The sequence below is a fragment of the Pseudomonas sp. COW5 genome (genome assembly GCF_026240005.1).
In the GTDB taxonomy this organism is placed as follows: Bacteria; Pseudomonadota; Gammaproteobacteria; order Pseudomonadales; family Pseudomonadaceae; genus Aquipseudomonas; species Aquipseudomonas kribbensis.
Window position 1 is genome coordinate 2,847,153 of sequence record NZ_JAPHVP010000001.1, and the last position, 19,810, is coordinate 2,866,962.

17 protein-coding genes and 1 pseudogene are annotated in these 19,810 nt (G+C 62.0%); 9 read left to right on the forward strand and 9 right to left on the reverse strand.

Going from position 1 to position 19,810, the window contains the following annotated elements; genetic code table 11:
- The first annotated feature begins 137 nt into the window (after window positions 1-137).
- Window positions 138-1,514 (forward strand): L-serine ammonia-lyase, encoded by a 1,377-nt coding sequence (locus OQ248_RS12955; protein ID WP_265813025.1) that lies wholly within the window; start codon window positions 138-140, stop codon window positions 1,512-1,514.
- Window positions 1,515-1,959: 445 nt separating this feature from the next.
- Complete coding sequence (locus tag OQ248_RS12960; protein WP_065260190.1) at window positions 1,960-3,063, forward strand: GlxA family transcriptional regulator; 1,104 nt, start codon at window positions 1,960-1,962, stop codon at window positions 3,061-3,063.
- A 77-nt stretch (window positions 3,064-3,140) separates the two neighbouring features.
- On the opposite strand, the gene OQ248_RS12965 is transcribed toward OQ248_RS12960, so the two are convergent.
- The 6 genes from OQ248_RS12965 to OQ248_RS12990 all read right to left on the reverse strand — a co-directional run bounded on the left by OQ248_RS12965 (window position 3,141) and on the right by OQ248_RS12990 (window position 8,548).
- Window positions 3,141-3,401 carry a hypothetical protein gene (locus OQ248_RS12965; protein ID WP_085688602.1) on the reverse strand — a complete coding sequence of 87 codons (261 nt, stop codon included), beginning with the start codon at window positions 3,399-3,401 and terminating at the stop codon, window positions 3,141-3,143.
- Window positions 3,402-3,673: 272 nt separating this feature from the next.
- Complete coding sequence (locus OQ248_RS12970; protein WP_265813027.1) at window positions 3,674-4,837, reverse strand: gamma-butyrobetaine dioxygenase; 1,164 nt, start codon at window positions 4,835-4,837, stop codon at window positions 3,674-3,676.
- Between the two features lie 24 nt (window positions 4,838-4,861).
- A complete protein-coding gene (locus OQ248_RS12975; RefSeq protein WP_265813028.1) occupies window positions 4,862-5,338 on the reverse strand; it encodes a thioesterase family protein in 477 nt (158 codons plus the stop codon).
- A 223-nt stretch (window positions 5,339-5,561) separates the two neighbouring features.
- A complete protein-coding gene (locus OQ248_RS12980; protein ID WP_007959763.1) occupies window positions 5,562-6,527 on the reverse strand; it encodes an L-carnitine dehydrogenase in 966 nt (321 codons plus the stop codon).
- Between the two features lie 70 nt (window positions 6,528-6,597).
- The gene (locus OQ248_RS12985) at window positions 6,598-7,485 is read right to left on the reverse strand and encodes a 3-keto-5-aminohexanoate cleavage protein (RefSeq protein WP_265813029.1); all 888 of its coding nucleotides are present in this window, start codon (window positions 7,483-7,485) and stop codon (window positions 6,598-6,600) included.
- 118 nt (window positions 7,486-7,603) lie between these two features.
- A complete protein-coding gene (locus OQ248_RS12990; RefSeq protein ID WP_248742253.1) occupies window positions 7,604-8,548 on the reverse strand; it encodes a choline ABC transporter substrate-binding protein in 945 nt (314 codons plus the stop codon).
- Window positions 8,549-8,740: 192 nt separating this feature from the next.
- Here OQ248_RS12990 and OQ248_RS12995 point away from each other — a divergent pair, with 192 nt between their 5' ends.
- Window positions 8,741-9,685: a GlxA family transcriptional regulator gene (locus tag OQ248_RS12995; RefSeq protein ID WP_265813030.1), complete on the forward strand. Its 945-nt coding sequence runs from the start codon at window positions 8,741-8,743 to the stop codon at window positions 9,683-9,685.
- A 117-nt stretch (window positions 9,686-9,802) separates the two neighbouring features.
- On the opposite strand, the gene OQ248_RS13000 is transcribed toward OQ248_RS12995, so the two are convergent.
- The 3 genes and pseudogenes from OQ248_RS13000 to OQ248_RS13010 all read right to left on the reverse strand — a co-directional run bounded on the left by OQ248_RS13000 (window position 9,803) and on the right by OQ248_RS13010 (window position 10,888).
- Window positions 9,803-10,219, reverse strand: a complete 417-nt coding sequence (locus tag OQ248_RS13000; protein ID WP_085688587.1) for a DUF3010 family protein — start codon at window positions 10,217-10,219, stop codon at window positions 9,803-9,805.
- Window positions 10,220-10,251: 32 nt separating this feature from the next.
- Window positions 10,252-10,482 (reverse strand): annotated as a pseudogene (locus OQ248_RS13005) (helix-turn-helix transcriptional regulator); the annotation flags it as partial.
- A 4-nt stretch (window positions 10,483-10,486) separates the two neighbouring features.
- Window positions 10,487-10,888 (reverse strand): lysozyme inhibitor LprI family protein, encoded by a 402-nt coding sequence (locus OQ248_RS13010; protein ID WP_265813032.1) that lies wholly within the window; start codon window positions 10,886-10,888, stop codon window positions 10,487-10,489.
- Window positions 10,889-11,122: 234 nt separating this feature from the next.
- Here OQ248_RS13010 and OQ248_RS13015 point away from each other — a divergent pair, with 234 nt between their 5' ends.
- From OQ248_RS13015 to OQ248_RS13040, 6 genes are all read left to right on the forward strand, one after another.
- Window positions 11,123-12,100, forward strand: coding sequence for a dipeptidase (locus tag OQ248_RS13015; protein ID WP_007959776.1), 978 nt, complete (start codon window positions 11,123-11,125; stop codon window positions 12,098-12,100).
- 77 nt (window positions 12,101-12,177) lie between these two features.
- A complete protein-coding gene (locus tag OQ248_RS13020) occupies window positions 12,178-12,708 on the forward strand; it encodes a DUF5943 domain-containing protein (RefSeq protein ID WP_265813033.1) in 531 nt (176 codons plus the stop codon).
- A 15-nt stretch (window positions 12,709-12,723) separates the two neighbouring features.
- Window positions 12,724-14,784 (forward strand): dimethylglycine demethylation protein DgcA, encoded by a 2,061-nt coding sequence (gene dgcA, locus OQ248_RS13025; protein WP_011336289.1) that lies wholly within the window; start codon window positions 12,724-12,726, stop codon window positions 14,782-14,784.
- 155 nt (window positions 14,785-14,939) lie between these two features.
- Window positions 14,940-16,889, forward strand: a complete 1,950-nt coding sequence (gene dgcB, locus OQ248_RS13030) for a dimethylglycine demethylation protein DgcB (RefSeq protein WP_265813034.1) — start codon at window positions 14,940-14,942, stop codon at window positions 16,887-16,889.
- Window positions 16,889-18,109, forward strand: coding sequence for an electron transfer flavoprotein subunit alpha/FixB family protein (locus OQ248_RS13035; protein WP_265813035.1), 1,221 nt, complete (start codon window positions 16,889-16,891; stop codon window positions 18,107-18,109). Before dgcB ends, OQ248_RS13035 begins: the two co-directional genes overlap by 1 nt.
- A gap of 9 nt (window positions 18,110-18,118) precedes the next feature.
- Window positions 18,119-18,889 (forward strand): electron transfer flavoprotein subunit beta, encoded by a 771-nt coding sequence (locus OQ248_RS13040; RefSeq protein WP_265813036.1) that lies wholly within the window; start codon window positions 18,119-18,121, stop codon window positions 18,887-18,889.
- Window positions 18,890-19,810 lie beyond the last annotated feature (921 nt).

Genomic DNA, 19,810 nt, shown 5'->3' on the forward strand with positions numbered 1-19,810 from the left:
TGCGTCGGTGTCAGACGCCGTGCGACCCGGGAAAAGCCTGATGATGCGGGCATTCCGGCGGATCGCAGCTTGAGCGTAGCAGCTCCGCCAGCGGGCGCTTCACACCCCGGACCGGCACTCTCAGGAGCTCTGCATCAATGGCTATCAGCGTTTTCGACCTGTTCAAAATCGGCATTGGTCCCTCCAGTTCTCACACCGTCGGGCCGATGCGCGCCGCGGCGCTGTTCGTCGAGTCGCTGCGCGACAGATTCCTGCTGGAGCAGGTTCGGCGGATCGAAGTGCAACTGTTCGGTTCGCTGTCGGCCACCGGTGTCGGTCACGGCAGCGACAACGCGGTAATCATGGGCCTGATGGGCGAGTGGCCGGACGCGATCGACCCGTCGCAGATCGGCCCGCGGATCCACGCCCTGCGCGAAACCCACACCCTTTTACTGGATGGTCGATTGTCGGTGCCTTTTATATGGGCCCGCGACATGCGTCTGATCGACGAGAACCTGCCGTTCCATCCCAACGCCATGACCCTGGTTGCCGAAGGCGATCACGGCGAGATTCATCGCGACACCTACTATTCGGTCGGCGGCGGTTTTGTCGTCGATGAGGCGCAGGCGTCCAGCGGTGTGGTGGATCTGGATCGCACCGAATTGCCCTATGACTTCTCCAGCGCCGTCGAACTGCTGGAGCTATGCAAGCAGAACAACCTGCGCGTGGCCGAACTGATGATGGCCAACGAAAAAGTCTGGCGCAGCGAAGAGGAAATCCGCACCGGGCTGATGAAGCTCTGGCGGGCGATGCAGGATTGTGTCGAGCAGGGCCTCAAGCACGAAGGCATCCTGCCCGGCGGCCTTAATGTGCGCCGGCGTGCGGCCAAGTTGCACCGCAGTCTTCAGGAATTGAACAAGCCCAACGTGATCGGCTCGACCCTCAGCGCCATGGAGTGGGTCAACCTGTTCGCCCTGGCGGTGAACGAAGAGAACGCGGCCGGCGGGCGCATGGTCACGGCACCGACCAACGGCGCGGCCGGGATCATTCCGGCGGTGCTCCACTACTTCATGAAATTCAGCGAAGCGGTGACCGACGCCAACGTGGTGGATTATTTCCTCGGCGCGGCGGCGGTGGGGATTCTGTGCAAGAAGAACGCTTCGATCTCCGGTGCCGAAGTCGGCTGTCAGGGCGAGGTCGGTTCGGCCTGTGCAATGGCGGCGGCGGGGCTGGCGGAAGTGCTCGGTGCCACGCCGGAGCAGTTGTGCAACGCGGCGGAAATCGGCCTGGAACACAACCTCGGCCTGACCTGCGATCCGGTGGGTGGTCTCGTCCAGGTGCCGTGTATCGAACGCAACGCGATTGCGGCGGTGAAGGCGATCAACGCCGCGCAGATGGCCTTGCGCGGCGATGGTCAGCACTTTATTTCGCTGGACCGGGTGATCCGCACCATGCGCGATACCGGCGCCGACATGCATGACAAATATAAGGAAACTTCACGGGGTGGATTGGCGGTCAGTGCGGTCGAGTGCTGATACGCCGACAGCGCCAGACCAGTCAAAACTGCGCACCAAGTGAGCATCGACAATAAAACGCGCCACCTTTTGGCGCGTCGCAATCAGATAAGAGTGTTTCCCACCCGCATGGCCGGATTCGCACCGGCTACCGTCCGTCATCCGTGCCAGCGGTGACACTGTAGGACAATCCCCCGCAGCCCTGTTCCCACAAGTGCTACCGATCTGCTCACGCACGCCGGGGCAGGGCTTTCACCGCCGCTGATGGCACTTCGAACAACCTTTCGTCGGACGGCTTGTATAGACGCGTCGCGACGTCGTTTTCAGGAGTTATTGAACAGCCATTCAATTTTAGGCATGGCAATTGCTCTGTCATAACAAAGCCCCGTCTCACGCAAGAGAACGATGGCAATAACAAGAGCCTCCGCCTGAGGCCATCACCTGCTTTGTGTGAGGAGATACCGCGATGACGTCGTTCAACTCCGGGGCTCAACCCCAGAACCGTGCGCCTCAATCCATCGGCTTTCTGCTGCTGGACAATTTCACACTGATTTCCCTGGCTTCCGCAGTCGAACCGCTGCGCATGGCCAACCAGTTGTCCGGTCGCGAGCTGTATCGCTGGACCACCCTCACCGTTGATGGCGGCCAGGTCTGGGCCAGTGACGGTCTGCAGATCACCCCCGACGCCTCCATGCACAAAGCCCCGGCCCTCGACACCATCATCGTGTGCGGCGGGATCGGCATTCAACGCACCGTTACCCGTGAACACGTCTCGTGGCTGCAAAGCCAGGCGCGCCAGTCCCGTCGCCTCGGCGCCGTGTGCACCGGCAGTTGGGCACTGGCCTGCGCCGGCCTGCTCGACGGCTTCGATTGCAGCGTGCACTGGGAATGTCTGGCGGCCATGCAGGAAGCTTTCCCGCGCGTGGCGATGAGCACCCGTCTGTTCACCCTCGACCGCAACCGTTTCACCAGCTCCGGCGGCACCGCGCCGCTGGACATGATGCTGCATCTGATCAGCCGCGATCACGGCCGTGAACTGTCCGCCGCGATCTCCGAGATGTTCGTCTACGAGCGCATTCGCAACGAGCAGGATCACCAGCGCGTGCCGCTCAAGCACATGCTCGGCACCAACCAGCCGAAACTGCAGGAAATCGTTGCGCTGATGGAAGCCAACCTGGAAGAGCCGATCGACCTCGACGAACTGGCGGTGTACGTCGCCGTGTCCCGTCGCCAGCTCGAGCGCCTGTTCCAGAAATACCTGCACTGCTCGCCGTCGCGCTACTACCTCAAGCTGCGCCTGATCCGTGCCCGGCAACTGCTCAAGCAGACGCCGATGTCGATCATCGAAGTGGCGTCGGTCTGCGGGTTCGTGTCGACGCCGCACTTCTCCAAGTGCTATCGCGAATACTTCGGCATCCCGCCGCGTGACGAGCGCGTCGGCTCCAACACCACCCAGCAGGTGGCGATGCTGCCGCTGCCGCAAGCCATCGTGATGTCGCCGCTGTCCGGGCCGATGTCGGCGCTGAGCCAGGCGCGCAACGAGTCGACCTTCGCCAGCGTGCGCCTCTAAAACGAAAGATCGCAGCCTGCGACAGCGCCTTCAGGAAAGGCACTGTCGCAGGCTGCGATCTTTTTTTCGGACAGGTATCAGGCGCGGGTCTGCTGGTACTGCGCCAGGGCCGGCAGCAACTGTTTGTCGATGGCTTCACGCACGATCGGCTGGATGCTCGCGCTGCTGGTGTACATCTGCTTGACCATGGTGCGCAGGGTATTGGCCCGCACATCGTCCAGACCGCGCACGGCGCACTCGCAGGCCTGCTGGGCCGTGGAGCCGGACGGTACTTCGAATCCCAACGACTTGAGTTGGCCCAACAGGTCTTCCTGATCGATCAAATCGGCATACATCATGACGCGAATCCTTCTTTGGCAACGGAGGTCGTGGCTCGATTCTGGTAGGCCCGCACAGGCACGGCAAGGGCGATTTGTCGCAGTGTCCACATTGGCTATGAGCATGTCGTTTTCGGCTAACTTGCCGGCCAGGGGAGTGGGCACACTGGCCTCAGCTCGCTTCACGAAGGTTTGGTCACCCTCGGCATGGCAGCTCCTCAACAGTACCCTCGCCCCGATCCTGTCACGGCTTGTATCGGGGCTTTTTTTGCCTGCAATAACGCTGGCGCGGTCTAGCGCTGCAACACCAGAATCCGCGACAGCAACTCGTCCCGATCGATGTAGCAGCCCTGAAAATGCCGGGCGCCGGTGGACGGGTCGAACGCATTGCGCGCATGCAGGGTTCGGCGGTTGTCGAAGCACCACAACTCGCCGGGATTGAGTCGTTGCATCACCCGGAAGCGCGGCTCGCGGGTCATGGCGATGAAGCGTCGATACGCTCGATACAGCACGGGCATTTGCTCCACGGACGTGTCGAATGCGCCGCGCAGAAAGTTGGCCATGCGGATTTCTGCAACCCGGCCCAAGGCATCGAGGGCGATGATCGGCGCGAGGCAGCGATAGTCGCTGTGGCGGTCCTTGTTGCGAAACTCCACCGGAATCTCGCACAGCGCCTGAAACGATGCGGGATCCTCCAGACGCAACGCTTCGGCAATCGCAAAACCGTCGACGAAAATGCTCTCGCCACCCTCGGCGTCGTTCACCAGACAATGCAGAAATTGCAGGCCCGGTTGCAGCTCGCGGGTCGGCAGGTCCGTGTGCAATGGCAGGTTGAATGCGGTGTAGGCATTGCTGTCGGCGTCGGCCTTGGATTGCACATTGAACAGCACACCGAAATTGCTCTCGCGAATGAACGAAATGCGCTGGGCGATCAGCTTCAGCGAGCCGGGTTCGGTGGGCACGCCGCGGACCTGAGTCAGGCCGATGTCGCGTACCGCCAGCAACCATTGCAGCAGTGCGGCGTTGTCGTTCATCAGCGCTGAATAGTCGAACACCGGCAACTGCAAATCGCTGTGCCACAGGAAAGGTTTCGGCTTGGTGGCGAGGCGTTCGGCACGGGATTCATCGTCATAGGCGTGGGCCCGCAACCAGCCTGCATCGAAGCGACTCAGGTGGCCGTCCTGCCAGTCGATACGCAGGCAGCCATCGGTGTCGATATGCGCGGCGGAGGGCGACAGGTCCTGCGCCGCATCGACGATCTCGAACACCTGCTCACGGGTAACGCTGTAGACGCACTGCGGACACGGGCAGTTGTCCCGCAGCCACACGTGGTGGAACGGGCTGACGCGGCCGTCGGCCCATTCGATCAGAATGCGATCCGCCAGGTTCTGCACGCCGTTCAGCGCGCTGATCAACGGATAAGTACGGAAATCGGCAACTGCGGCGGCGGTTTGCATGGCGGCTCCTTGCGTTGGATGGATTTACCGGGCTGGCGGCAATGCGATGACCCGGCCGATGTAAGCCGGGGCGGACAGGTCGGCCTGCTCGGCGACGATGGCTTGCAGACGGCCCAGGGTGTCCGGGGTGAACGGCGCGGAGCGCGGCCCTGCGAGGTCGACGTGCAGCAGCATTTGTTCGTTGCCGGCCAGCTCCTTGTCACCGCCGGCCAGGTGCAGGCTGTGATAGAGGTGCAGGCGTTTCTGGTCGTGGCCGATGATCTGCGTGCGCACTTCGACTTCGGCATCGAGCTTCACTTCGTGCAGGTAGTTGAGGTGCAGTTCGAGGGTGAACAGCGAGTTTCCGCTGGCTTCGCGGTTGTTGCTGTCCATGCCGAGGCGATCCATCAGGGCGTCGGTGGCGTAGCTGAAGATCAGCAGGTAGAAGGCGTCGCGCAGGTGACCGTTGTAGTCGACCCAGTCGGGGATGATTCTGGTTTGGTAGGTGGTGAGGGTGGGCATGATGTTGGTTCCGGCAGTTGAATGGTCATCAAGATCAAAAGCCACCCCTCACCCCAGCCCTCTCCCCAAGGGGGAGAGGGGAAAGGGAGCAGATCGGGGGCTTTTCAAAGCCTGTGTTCAGCTCGGTATTTCAGGTCGGCGTAACTCTAAAGAACAACTCGGTCAGTCCCCTCTCCCCCCGGGAGAGGGCTAGGGTGAGGGCGGCGGTCTCAAGCCAGACATATCACTCGCTGAAACTCATCCCATGCTTTTCTTTGGTGGTCTTCACCGCCTCAAGCACCGCCAGCAGACAATCATCACGATAGCGCTCCAGCGCCGAAATACTGTGTCGGCCCAGTTGATCGCTGGTGCCATCCACCACATCGTCGATCAATTTGTCCGTCAGTTCCGGTGCTGGCAGGTACGTCCACGGCAACTGCAACGCCGGGCCGAACTGCGACATGAAGTGGCGCATGCCGGCATCGCCACCGGCCAGGGTGTAAGTCAAAAACGTACCCATGAACGACCAGCGCAGACCGGCGCCAAAGCGGATCGCATCGTCGATTTCACCGGTGGTCGCCACCCCGTCGTTGACCAGGTGCAGAGCCTCGCGCCACAGCGCTTCGAGCAGGCGGTCGGCGATGAAGCCGGGCACTTCCTTGCGCACATGCAGCGGGCGCATGCCGAGGGATTCGTAGACTTTCATCGCCGCTTGAACCGCTTCCGGCGCGGTGTTCTTGCCGCCGACCACTTCCACCAGCGGCAGCAGGTAAACCGGGTTGAACGGGTGGCCGACCACGCAACGTTCCGGGTGGGTCGAGCTCTCGTAGAACTCGCTCGGCAACAGGCCCGAAGTGCTGGAACCGATCAGCGCATTCGGCTTGGCCGCTGCGCTGATCTTGCTGTGCAGTTCCAGTTTCAGTTCGAGGCGTTCCGGGGCGCTTTCCTGGATGAAATCCGCGTCACGCACGCATTCTTCAATGGTCGCGACAAAGCGCAGGCGATCCTGCGAAGCGCCCGGCGCCAAACCATTTTTCTCCAGCGCACCCCAGGCATTGGCCACGCGTTTGCGCAGCGCCGCTTCGGCACCCGGCGCCGGGTCCCAGGCCACCACGTCGAGGCCGTGGGCGAGGGCGCGGGCGACCCAGCCGCTGCCGATGACGCCGCTGCCCAGTGCTGCGAAGGTTTTGATTTCGGTGATAAAGCTCATGGTCACTTCCTGGAATGAGGCAAAAAAACGGTGGGCGCCAATGGCCCGCCCACCGGGGGAAAGGGTGTTTTCAGCCGCGCTGGGTCAGGCCCATTTTCTTGCGACCTTCAGCCGGGGTCAGCACGCGGGCGCCGAGGCGGCTGAGGATCTCGGTGGCGCGTTCGACCAGTTGGCCGTTGGTCGCCAGCACGCCTTTATCCAGCCACAGGTTGTCTTCCAGACCGACCCGCACGTTGCCGCCAAGCAGCACCGCTTGCGCGGCCATCGGCATCTGCATCCGGCCGATGCCGAAGCCGGCCCACACCGCGTCGGCGGGCAGGTTGTCGACCATCGCTTTCATGGTGGTGGTGTCGGCCGGCGCGCCCCACGGGATGCCCAGGCACAGCTGGAACAGCGGGTTGTCGAGCAGGCCTTCCTTGATCATCTGTTTGGCGAACCACAGGTGACCGGTGTCGAAAATCTCCAGCTCCGCCTTCACGCCCAGCTCGGTGATGCGTTTGGCACCGGCGCGCAGCTGTGCCGGGGTGGAGACATAAATGGTGTCGCCGTCGCCGAAGTTCAGGGTGCCGCAATCCAGCGTGCAGATTTCCGGCAGCAGCTCTTCGACGTGGGCCAGACGGGTCAGCGGGCCGACCAGATCGGTGTTCGGGCCGAACTCCATCGGGTTCTCGCCCGGGCCGATTTCCAGGTCGCCGCCCATGCCGGCGGTGAGGTTGACGATGAGGTCGACGTCGGCTTCGCGGATGCGCTCCATGACTTCGCGGTACAGCGCCACGTCACGGCTGAACTTGCCGGTCTGCGGGTCACGGACGTGGCAGTGCACGACGGTGGCGCCGGCCTTGGCCGCTTCCACCGCGGCTGCGGCGATCTGTTTCGGGGTGACCGGCACGTGAGGGCTCTTGGCGGTCGTGTCGCCAGCACCGGTGAGTGCGCAGGTGATGATGACGTCGTGGTTCATGGTGCGTTTTCCTTCAGGCGTGATGGGTCTGTTCGCAGCCCGTCGCGGGCTGCGAAACGTCGGTCAGTTCCCTCTCCCTCCGGGAGAGGGTTAGGGTGAGGGGCTTTTCAATCGAGGTTTATTTGCTGGTGAGCTGGAGGTTTTCAGCCGCCGGTTTGCCATCGAAAGTGGTGACGCCTTCGAGCCAGCGCTGTTTGTCCTGCGGGTGATCCTTGAGCCATTGTTTGGCCGATTCGAAAGCGTCCTTGTGATCGAGCAGCGGCTGCATCATCCGGCTCTCGTCTTCGGCGGTGAACGTCAGGTTGCTCAGCAGGCGGCCGACGTTCGGGCATTGCTCGGCGTATTTCGGCGCGGTGACGGTCCACACGGTGGCCATGCCTTCGTTCGGGCCCAGCGCGTCGTCGCTGCCGGTCAGATAAGTCATTTGCACGTTGACGTTCATCGGGTGCGGCGCCCAGCCGAAGAACACCACGGCTTCCTTGCGGCGCACGGCGCGGTCGACGGCGGCGAGCATGCCCGCTTCGCTGGATTCCACGAGCTGGAACTTGCCGAGGCCGAACTGGTTCTTGGCGATCATCGCCTTGATCTGGGTGTTGGCGCCCGAGCCTGGCTCGATGCCGTAGATCTTGCCGCCCAGTTCTTTCTCGAACTTGGCGATGTCGGCGAAAGTTTTCAGGCCCTTGTCCGCCAGATAGGTCGGCACGGCGAGGGTGGCGCGGGCGTCTTTAAGGCTCGGCGCCGGAAGGACCTTGACCTGATTGGCATCGACGAACGGGGTGATGGTCTGGGTCATCAACGGGTTCCAGTAGCCGAGGAACAGATCCAGACGCTGGTCGCGAATGCCGGCGAAAATGATTTGCTGGGAGGCGCTGGTCTGTTTGGTGCTGTAGCCGAGGCCGTCGAGCAGAACCTGAGTCATGGCGCTGGTGGCGATCACGTCGGTCCAGTTGACCACGCCCATGCGCACGTTCTGGCACGACGCAGGTTCGGCCGCCATGACACTGGCGCTTAAAAACGCGGTACCGCTGAGTGCGAGAACACAGCTGCTGATCAGTCGTTTCATGTCGGGTTCCTCGGCAGGTCGTTATTGTGGGTTCCGGTGTCTGATGCGCCGGTGATGCCAAGTTACGCAGCAATGCCCCTGTGAAAACGCACTGCGGCGACTGGCTCTTGCACTGTAGCGACCTGTGCTCTTGAACGCCGACGGCAAACGGCGTATCAACGTTGCACGCTACCCGCTGACCGAGTGCGCACCATGTCCCAGGATTTCTACTTTCTGTTGATGCCGGGTTTTTCCGCCATCGGTTTCATCTCCGCGATCGAACCGCTGCGGGTGGCCAACCGCTTTCGCGGCGAGCTGTATCGCTGGCACGTCTTGAGCGCCGATGGCGGGGCGGTGCTGGCGAGCAACGGGATGTCGGTCAACGCCGATGCGGCGCTGGAGCCGCTGAAGAAAGGGGCGACGCTGCTGGTGGTCGCCGGGTTCGAGCCGCTGAAATTCGCGACTCCGGCACTGGAGCACTGGCTGCGCCGGCTGGACAACGAAGGCGTGACCCTCGGCGCCATCGACACCGGCAGCTTCGTCCTCGCCGAGGCGGGCCTGCTCGATGGTCATCGCCTGACCCTGCACTGGGAGGCCATCGATGCCTTCAAGGAATCTTATCCACAGCTCAGCGTCACCCAGGAGCTGTTCGAGATCGACCGTCGGCGCATCACGTCTGCTGGCGGCACCGCGTCCATCGACCTGATGCTCGACCTGATCGCCCAGGCCCAAGGCCCGCAACTGGCGATCCAGGTCAGCGAGCAGTTTGTATTGGGGCGGATTCGCCCTCGCAAGGACCACCAGCGCATGGAAGTCGCCACGCGTTACGGCATCAGCAACAAGAAACTGGTGCATGTGATCGGCGAGATGGAGCAGCACAGCGAACCGCCGCTGACCACCCTGGAACTGGCGGAATCGATCAAGGTGACGCGGCGGCAACTGGAGCGCCTGTTCCGCCTGCACCTGAACGACACACCGAGCAACTTCTATCTGCGCTTGAGACTGGAAAAGGCCCGGCAGCTGTTGCGCCAGACCGACATGAGCGTGCTGGAAGTCAGCATCGCCTGCGGGTTTGAATCACCGTCGTATTTCACCCGCAGCTACCGGGCGAAATTTGCCCGGTGTCCACGGGAGGATCGGCGTACTGCTCAGACCTGAGCCAGACGCCAAACCAATGTGGGAGCGGGCTTGCTCGCGAAGGCTGTGGATCAATCAATTCATACATGGACTGACACACTGCTTTCGCGAGCAAGCCCGCTCCCACATTTGATCGTGTTACTTCTTCAATAGCGCCGAGCACGCCGCTTTGTAAGCCTCATGCTGATACTTGTTCAGCGTGCCCGGCAGCTCGAAATTGTGCTTCTTGGCCTGGGCATTGATTGTCTGCGGCGACAGCAGCGTCACCTCGCAACCGTCCAGCAACTGAAACACGCCCTCGATCTTGAACGTGGTCGGTCCACCGGCAAACTCGCCTTTCTTGCTGCGCTTCTTGATCGCGATGCGATCGATGGAGTTCTCCCGCACGAATGAAGCTACCTGCGCGGCGAATAGTTTGACGTTGGCCGCCTCGTCGTCATCGTCCAGGGCGATTTTCTTGGTGCTCAGAGCGACATGGCTCAGCACCGAACCGTCGAGGGACGCCACGGCGATGATCGCTTCACTGCCTTTGATTTCGATACCGCAGATGTTCATGTGAATCCCTTGATTGGCTGAAGAGGTGCAGCTTACAGCTCGAGCTGGTTGGCGGTGATGCCAAACGCCGCGGCAATCTTCTCGCGAGTGGCCTTGCGCGGCTTTGCAACGGTTTCCTGCTGTGCGAAGGCTGGCTGCGAAATGCCCATGCGTTTCGCCACTTCTTCCTGAGTCAGGTTGAGATGTTCGCGCCAGGCGCGAACCGGGAGGGCGCCATCAACGATGCGGCTAACGACTTCGTGGGGAATCATGCTTTCCATCTTCCAGTTACTCCTGACCTATCGACTCCAAAAACTCCGACCGCTCGTCACTCATCCGCGCCACGCAGTCATTCTGCGCAATCTTGAACGCCTTGCTGCCGTCCGTCGCCGGGAAGGCTTCGACGGCGCAGTCGGCGTCGCGGGTTTTCAGCCATTGTTGCTGGGCGGTCTTGAGTTTGGCGGTGATGTCGGCCAGTTGCGCGGGGTTCTTGCCGTAGGTCGCCTGCATGCGCTCGTTCAGGTTTTTGTAGTTGTCCTTGAGCAGGTCTTCGGCGGTGGTGCGGCTGTAGGTCGAGCATTCCAGGGTCTGGACGTCGTTTTCCACCGCGTCGCACGGGTTGTTGTCGGACTCTTCGGCGGCGTGTACGCCGGTCGCAATCAGTGCCAAAGCCAGGAAGATCGATTTCATTGATGTCGCCGCTCTAATCCAGTGGTGTTTCCGAGATGCGCCAGATTCTGGCTCAAGCTCGCGGGCTTGAACAGGTGGCTGGTCGGACCGGTTGGCGACGCTTTGTCGCGGATTGACGCTTTCGGCAATTCCCCTGTCGTTTTTGCACCCGGCTGGTCGCGCACCGAGGCATATGCTGGCCCCAAAGCGCCGGCAGACGATTCGGCGCATGAATCGCCAATAAGGGGACGCCTGATGAGCCCAGCCGAATTACACGCCGACAGCATCGTTATCGACGGTCTGATCATTGCCAAATGGAACCGCGAGCTGTTCGAAGACATGCGCAAGGGCGGTCTGACGGCGGCCAACTGCACCGTGTCGGTGTGGGAGGGCTTTCAGGCCACGGTCAACAACATCGCCGCCAGCCAGAAACTGATCCGCGAAAACAGCGACCTGGTGATCCCCGTCCGTACCACCGCCGATATCCGCAAGGCCAAGGAGCAAGGCAAGACCGGCATCCTCTTCGGCTTCCAGAACGCCCATGCGTTCGAAGACCAGATCGGCTATGTCGAGGTGTTCAAGCAGCTCGGCGTCGGCATCGTGCAGATGTGCTACAACACCCAGAACCTGGTGGGCACCGGTTGCTACGAACGTGACGGCGGCCTGTCGGGCTTCGGTCGCGAAATCGTCGCCGAGATGAACCGCGTCGGCGTCATGTGCGACCTGTCCCACGTCGGCTCCAAGACTTCCGAGGAAGTCATCCTCGAATCGAAAAAACCGGTCTGCTATTCCCACTGCCTGCCGTCGGGGCTGAAAGAGCACCCGCGCAACAAGTCCGATGAAGAGCTCAAGTTCATTGCTGACCACGGCGGTTTCGTCGGCGTGACCATGTTCGCGCCGTTCCTCGCCAAGGGCATCGATTCGACCATCGACGACTACGCCGAAGCCATCGAATACACCATGAACATCGTCGGCGAAGACGCCATCGGCATCGGCACCGACTTCACCCAGGGTCACGGTCAGGACTTCTTCGAATACCTGACCCACGACAAGGGCTACGCCCGCCGTCTGACCAACTTCGGCAAGATCATCAACCCGCTGGGCATCCGCACCGTCGGCGAGTTCCCGAACCTGACCGAAACCCTGCTCAAGCGCGGCCACTCCGAGCGAGTCGTGCGCAAGATCATGGGCGAAAACTGGGTGAACGTCCTCAAGGACGTCTGGGGCGAATAAGCCGCCGCTTCCCGAATACTTTCCCCCGGCCGTCCGTGCCGGGGGCAACACCAAAATTTTTCTGGAGTTAAGTTTCCATGGCCAAGATCGCCCCGCAATTGCCAATCGAAGTCGACAGCGAGACCGGTGTCTGGACCTCCGACGCCCTGCCGATGCTGTACGTGCCGCGGCATTTCTTCGTCAACAACCACATGGGCATCGAGGAAGTGCTGGGCGCCGACGCCTATGCCGAAATCCTCTACAAGGCCGGCTACAAATCCGCCTGGCACTGGTGTGAAAAAGAAGCCGAATGCCACGGCCTGGAAGGCGTCGCGGTGTTCGAGCATTACATGAAGCGCCTGTCGCAGCGCGGCTGGGGCCTGTTCAAGATCCAGGACATCGACCTCGACAAAGGCACCGCCAGCGTCAAGCTCGAACACTCGGCGTTCGTCTACGTCTACGGCAAGGTCGGGCGCAAGGTCGACTACATGTTCACCGGCTGGTTTTCCGGTGCCATGGATCAGATCCTCGCCGCGCGCGGCAGCAAGATCCGCACCGTGGCCGAGCAGGTCTACGGTGGCTCCGAAGAAGGCCACGACGACGGCCTGTTCACCGTCAAGCCGTTGTAAGTCGAGGAACCCGCCATGGCTTTCGAAGCAATGTTTCAGCCAATTCAAATTGGCAAACTGACCATCCGCAACCGCGTGCTCAGCACCGCGCACGCCGAGGTCTACGCGACCGACGGCGGCATGACCACCGAACGGTACGTCAAATACTACGAAGAGAAAGCCAAGGGCGGCATCGGCCTGGCGATCTGTGGCGGTTCGTCCGTGGTGGCGATCGACAGCCCGCAGCAATGGTGGAGTTCGGTGAACCTGTCCACCGACCGGATCATCCCGCACTTCCAGAATCTCGCCGACGCCATGCACAAGCATGGCGCCAAGATCATGATCCAGATTACCCACATGGGCCGTCGCTCCCGTTGGGACGGTTTCCACTGGCCGACCCTGATGTCGCCGTCGGGCATCCGCGAACCGGTGCACCGCGCGACCTGCAAGACCATCGAGCCGGAAGAAATCTGGCGGGTGATCGGCAACTACGCGCAAGCGGCGCGTCGCGCCAAGGCCGGTGGTCTGGACGGCGTCGAACTGTCGGCCGTGCACCAGCACATGATCGACCAGTTCTGGAGCCCACGGGTCAACAAACGTACCGACGAATGGGGCGGCACTTTTGAAGGCCGGATGAAGTTCGGTCTGGAAGTGTTGAAAGCCGTACGTGCTGAAGTCGGTGACGATTTCTGCGTCGGCATGCGCATCTGCGGTGACGAGTTCCACCCGGACGGTCTGTCCCACGAGGACATGAAGCAGATCGCCAAGTATTACGACGACACCGGCATGCTCGATTTCATCGGCGTCGTCGGCTCGGGTTGCGACACCCACAACACCCTGGCCAACGTGATTCCGAACATGAGTTACCCGCCGGAGCCGTTCCTGCACCTGGCGGCCGGGATCAAGGAAGTGGTCAAGGTTCCGGTGTTGCACGCGCAGAACATCAAGGACCCGAACCAGGCCACGCGGATTCTGGAAGGCGGTTACGTCGATATGGTCGGCATGACCCGCGCCCACATCGCCGACCCGCACCTGATCGCCAAGATCAAGATGGGGCAGATCGACCAGATCAAACAGTGCGTCGGCGCCAACTACTGCATCGACCGTCAGTATCAAGGTCTGGACGTGCTGTGCATCCAGAACGCCGCCACTTCCCGTGAATACATGGGCGTGCCGCACATCATCGAGAAATCCACCGGGCCGAAACGCAAGGTGGTGATCGTCGGTGCCGGCCCGGCGGGAATGGAAGCTGCTCGCGTGGCAGCCGAACGTGGCCACGACGTGACCCTGTTCGAGAAGAAGGAATTCATCGGCGGGCAGATCACCACGGCTTCGAAAGCGCCGCAGCGTGACCAGATCGCTGGCATCACCCGCTGGTTCCAGCTGGAACTGGCGCGGCTGAAAGTCGACCTGCGTCTGGGCACTGCCGCAGATGCCGACACCATCATGGACCTGCGTCCGGACATCGTGGTGCTGGCGGTCGGCGGTCATCCGTACCTGGAGCAGAACGAACACTGGGGCGCCGCCGAAGGGCTGGTGGTCAGTAGCTGGGACGTGCTCGACGGTAAGGTCGCGCCGGGCAAGAACGTGCTGGTCTACGACACCATTTGCGAGTTCACCGGGATGTCGGTGGCGGACTTCCTCGCCGACAAGGGCAGCCAGGTCGAGATTGTCACCGACGACATCAAGCCGGGCGTGGCCATCGGCGGTACGTCGTTCCCGACCTACTACCGCAGCATGTACCCGAAAGAAGTGATCATGACCGGCGACATGATGCTGGAGAAGGTCTACCGCGAAGGCGACAAACTCGTCGCCGTGCTGGAGAACGAATACACCGGCGCCAAAGAAGAGCGGGTGGTGGATCAGGTGGTCGTCGAGAACGGCGTGCGCCCGGACGAAGAAATCTACTACGCGCTCAAGGACGGCTCGCGCAACAAGGGCCAGATCGATGTCGAGGCGCTGTTCGCGATCCAGCCGCAACCTTCGTTGAGCAGCACTGGCGACGGTTACCTGCTGTTCCGCATCGGTGACTGCGTGGCACAGCGTAATACACACGCTGCGATCTATGACGCCCTGCGGTTGTGCAAAGACTTCTAAAGGTTTGCACATGACCCTGTGGGAGCGGGCTTGCCCGCGAATGCATTCTGTCAGTCACCGCTGCATCGACTGACCCGGCGCTTTCGCGAGCAAGCCCGCTCCCACAGGAACACGCCGAACGTGTTTCTCCAGGCTGTACTGGTGGGAGCTTCACCATGTTGAACACCCTTCTTCCAATCCTGTTGTTCGCAGCCCTGGCCCTCGCGGTGCTGGGTGCGTTGCGGCGGGTGGCCATGTGGCGTCGGGGCCGGGCCTCGAAGGTCGATCTGATCGGCGGCCTGTTCGCCATGCCCAAGCGTTACATGGTCGATCTGCACCACGTGGTGGCGCGGGACAAATACATCGCCAACACCCACGTGGCCACGGCGGGCGGCGCGGTGGCGTCGATTGTGCTGGCGATTCTGGTGCACGGTTTCGGCCTGCATAACCGCATCCTCGGCTACGCGTTGCTGCTGATGACGGCGGTGATGTTCGTCGGGGCGATCTTCGTTTATCGGCGTCGGCTCAACCCGCCGTCGCGGCTGTCGAAGGGCCCGTGGATGCGCCTGCCGAAAAGCCTGCTGGCGTTCTCGGCGTCGTTCTTCCTGGTGACCTTGCCGGTGGCGGGGATCCTGCCGGAGAACTTCGGCGGCTGGGTGCTGGCAGCGATTCTCGGGATCGGTGTGTTGTGGGGCGTGTCGGAACTGTTCTTCGGCATGACCTGGGGCGGCCCGATGAAGCACGCCTTCGCCGGTGCCTTGCACCTGGCCTGGCACCGTCGCGCTGAGCGTTTTGGTGGTGGCCGTTCCACCGGTTTGAAACCGCTGGATCTGAATGATCCAACCGCGCCGCTGGGCGTGGAAAAACCCAAGGATTTCACCTGGAACCAGTTGCTCGGTTTCGACGCCTGCGTGCAGTGCGGCAAGTGCGAAGCGGCGTGCCCGGCGTTCGCCGCCGGCCAGCCGCTGAACCCGAAAAAGCTGATTCAGGACATGGTCGTCGGCCTCGCCGGCGGCACCGATGCCCAGTTCGCCGGCAGTCCTTATCCGGGCAAAGCGGTGGGTGAACACTCAGGCAATCCGCACCAACCGATCGTCAACGGTCTGGTGGATGCCGAAACCCTGTGGTCGTGCACCACTTGCCGTGCCTGCGTCGAGGAGTGCCCGATGATGATCGAGCACGTCGATGCCATCGTCGACATGCGTCGTCACCTCACTTTGGAAAAAGGCGCGACCCCGAACAAGGGCGCCGAAGTCCTGGAAAACCTGATTGCCACCGACAACCCCGGCGGTTTCGCCCCGGGTGGGCGGATGAACTGGGCGGCGGACCTGAACCTCAACCTGCTCAGCGAGAAGAAGTCCACCGACGTGCTGTTCTGGGTCGGCGACGGTGCCTTCGACATGCGCAACCAGCGCACCCTGCGTGCCTTCGTCAAAGTGCTGAAAGCGGCCAAGGTCGACTTCGCGGTACTCGGGCTGGAAGAACGCGACAGCGGCGACGTGGCACGGCGTCTTGGTGATGAGGCGACCTTCCAGTTGCTCGCCAAACGCAATATCCAGACGCTGGCCAAATACAGCTTCAACCGCATCGTCACCTGCGACCCGCACAGTTTCCATGTGCTGAAAAACGAGTACGGCGCGTTCGATGGCAACTACCTCGTGCAGCACCACAGCACTTATCTGGCGGAAATCATCCAGGCCGGTGCGCTGAATCTCGGTCAGCACAAAGGCAACAGCGTGACCTATCACGATCCGTGCTACCTCGGCCGCTACAACGGCGAGTACGAAGCACCGCGCGAAGTGCTGCGCGCCCTCGGTATCGAGGTGAAAGAGATGCAGCGTTCCGGCTTCCGTTCGCGCTGCTGCGGCGGCGGTGGCGGGGCGCCGATCACCGACATTCCGGGCAAGCAGCGGATTCCCGACATGCGCATGGAAGACATCCGCGAGACCGGCGCCGAGCTGGTGGCCGTGGGTTGTCCACAGTGCACGGCGATGCTCGAAGGTGTGGTCGAACCGCGTCCATTGATCAAGGACATCGCCGAACTGGTGGCCGACGCGCTGCTCGAAGACGCCGCGCCGAACAAGCCTGCCACCCCGGCCAAACGTGAACCTGCGGAGGCCCACTGATGAGCGACATTATCCGCCGCGACCCCCGCGCCGAATGGATCGCACGCAACCGCCTGCATCCGCTGCACGCGGCCATGCAACCGGCGCAACACAGCTGGATGGGCCCCAACGGGATCATCCGCAAGAACCTGCACGGCATCGGTTTCATCGGGCCGAACGGCATCAAGCGCATCGACCGCAGCGGCGCCCAGCAGGGCGGGGCGGTCAAGCGTTCGGCAGCGGTCGAAGTGCAATTGCCGCTGCATCAGGTGCCGGCCCCGGCGTTCTACATCAGCGTGGTGCCGGACATGGTCGGCGGCCGTTTGAGCAGCCACGACCGCGACCTGCTTGGCCTGGCTCATCAACTGGCCGGCAGCGACGGCGCGGTGCTGGCGGTGGTGTTCGGCGAGCAAAAGGAAAACGCTTTCGCCACGGCGGGCGTTGACCGCTTGCTGGTGCTGGAAGGCGAGGAATTCAGCGGTTATGCACCGGAGCAACGGATCCAGGGCCTGCGGGCTGTGGATAACCAGTTCAACCCGCGTCATTGGCTGCTGCCGGACAGCCGCAGCGGTGGCGGCGAACTCGGTCGGCGCTTTGCCGCTGCACTGGGCGAGCGTCCGGCCACACGGGTGTGGCAGGTCAAGGATCAGGAGTGCATCGGCCGCGCCGGTGCCGGGTTGCAGGATCTGGCCCGCCCGGTGGCACGGCTGATTCTGGCGTCGGCCGAATGCGCCGAACCAGTCAGCGAAACCCGTCACGAAGCGCTGCCGGTGGAGTTATCCACACCCGTGGCGCGCAGCCTGTCGCGGATCGAGGATCTGGGTGCCGTAGCGGTGGACCCGGCGGCGATCCCGATGGCCGAAGCCGAGTTCATCTTCTCCGGTGGTAACGGGGTCAAGGACTGGGAGCTTTTCCACAAGACCGCCGCCGCCCTCGGTGCCACCGAAGGCGCCTCGCGGGTGGCCGTGGACGATGGCTTCATGTCCCGCGACCGCCAGGTCGGCGCGTCCGGCACCTGGGTCACCGCACGGGTATACGTGGCCGTGGGGATTTCCGGGGCGATCCAGCATCTGCAGGGCATCGGCGCCTGCGACAAGGTGGTGGCGATCAACCTCGATCCGGGCTGCGACATGATCAAGCGTGCCGACCTGTCGGTGATCGGCGAAAGCGCGGAAATTCTTCAGGCCTTGATCGCGGCGGTAGAGGCTTACCGCAACGAAGCCAAGCGCGATGCGGCTTAAGGAACGGTTATGAGCACAAAGATCATCAGTCTGGTTTCAATCGGCGCCCATCCGACCTCGGGCCGCCCGCGTCGTGCCGAACAGGATGCACGGGCGGTGGAGCTCGGCTTGCAACTGGCTGGGGATAACCTGCAAGTGCTGCATGCCGGGGACATTGGCGAACCTGCGCTGCGCGCTTATCTGGGCATGGGCCTGGAACAGATGCATGTGCTGGAACAACCGGCCGATGCGGATGCGTTGCCGGCGTTGACCGACTATTTGCGGGATGCCGGCGCTCAGGTGGTGTTGACTGGCAGTCAGGCGGAAACCGGTGAAGGTTCGGGGATGCTGCCGTTCCTGCTGGCCGAAGGGCTGGGATGGCCATTGGTCGTCGGTTTGGCTCAGGTCGAGTCGATCAACGACGGCTCGGCGCTGGTGCTGCAAGCGTTGCCCCGTGGGCAGCGCCGCCGGCTGAAGGTGCGCCTGCCTTTTCTCGCGACTGTGGATAACGCCGCGCCCAAGCCTCGGCAAAGCGCTTACGGCCCGGCGCGACGCGGCGTTCTTCAGGCAAAAGATGTGGAAGTGGTGGATGACGAATTGCTCTCGGTGGCGACCCTGCAACCGGCCAAGCCACGGCCGAAACGGTTGAAGGTGATCAAGGCCAAGAGCGGGGCGGACCGGATGAAGGCGGCGACGGCGAAGGCCAGTGGGGGTGGGGGGCAGGTGCTCAAGGGCGTGACGGCGCAAGCTGGTGCTGAAGCCATTCTCAAGCTGCTGATCGAAGAAGGTGTTGTCCGCTAGAAGCCCCCTCACCCTAGCCCTCTCCCAAGGGGAGAGGGAACTGACCGAGTTGAACTGGCTATCTACATCGACCTGCGACTTCAGCGGTGACCTTGGTTTGGCCAAGCCTGAGAACACGTTGCCTTACTGTAGTTTTATCGAACCTGAGGTCGCGATGAACGCTCAGGTCGGGGTACCTCTCGAGATCACCACCGTAGGCTCCCTCTCCCTCCGGGAGAGGGCTGGGGTGAGGGAGGGCTGTTTACCCACAATCCCTGTTGGCGGATCTGTGGATAACGTGTTCGCCCATCCCTGAACCCCACGCCAATCAAGCCATCCAGCCCTCAGATCAAAAAACGATCAGCCTAACTTGCGGTTTTTACGAGCTTTTTCCCCAGGATAGCTCCCCGACTTGCCCCCAATCTCTGTTGGCGCTTCTGTGGATAAGATGTTCGCTATCCGCTAAGAGCCATATAAACCGTGGCTTTCAAAGAACTGATCAAAAAACGTTCAATTCAGCCTTTTAACCCACCAATCCCCACGCAAACCCCGACTTATCAACGCCTCCAGCGCTTTTCCACAGCACCCGCCAAGTTACCCCCGATCTCTGTTGGCGCTTCTGTGGATAAGGTGTTCGCCATCCTCTGAAAGCCACGTAATCCGTTGCTTGTGGCGATTTGATCAAAAAACAGTCAATCGCTAATGGAATCGCTGCTTCTGAATAAGTCACGGTTTTTCTTCAAAAAACCCCGGTTATTTTTCCGTGTCATCCCCAGTTGTCCCCATTTGCTGTGGGTGGCTATGTGGATAACTTGTTCGCCAAACCCTGCGGCCCCCGCCGGCTATAGTCCAAATGGCAATTGATCACATTTCATACAGTTCTAAGAGCCTGCCTTGACTTCAAACCGGCCGCTGTCTTCACTCCAATGGCACAAGGACCGC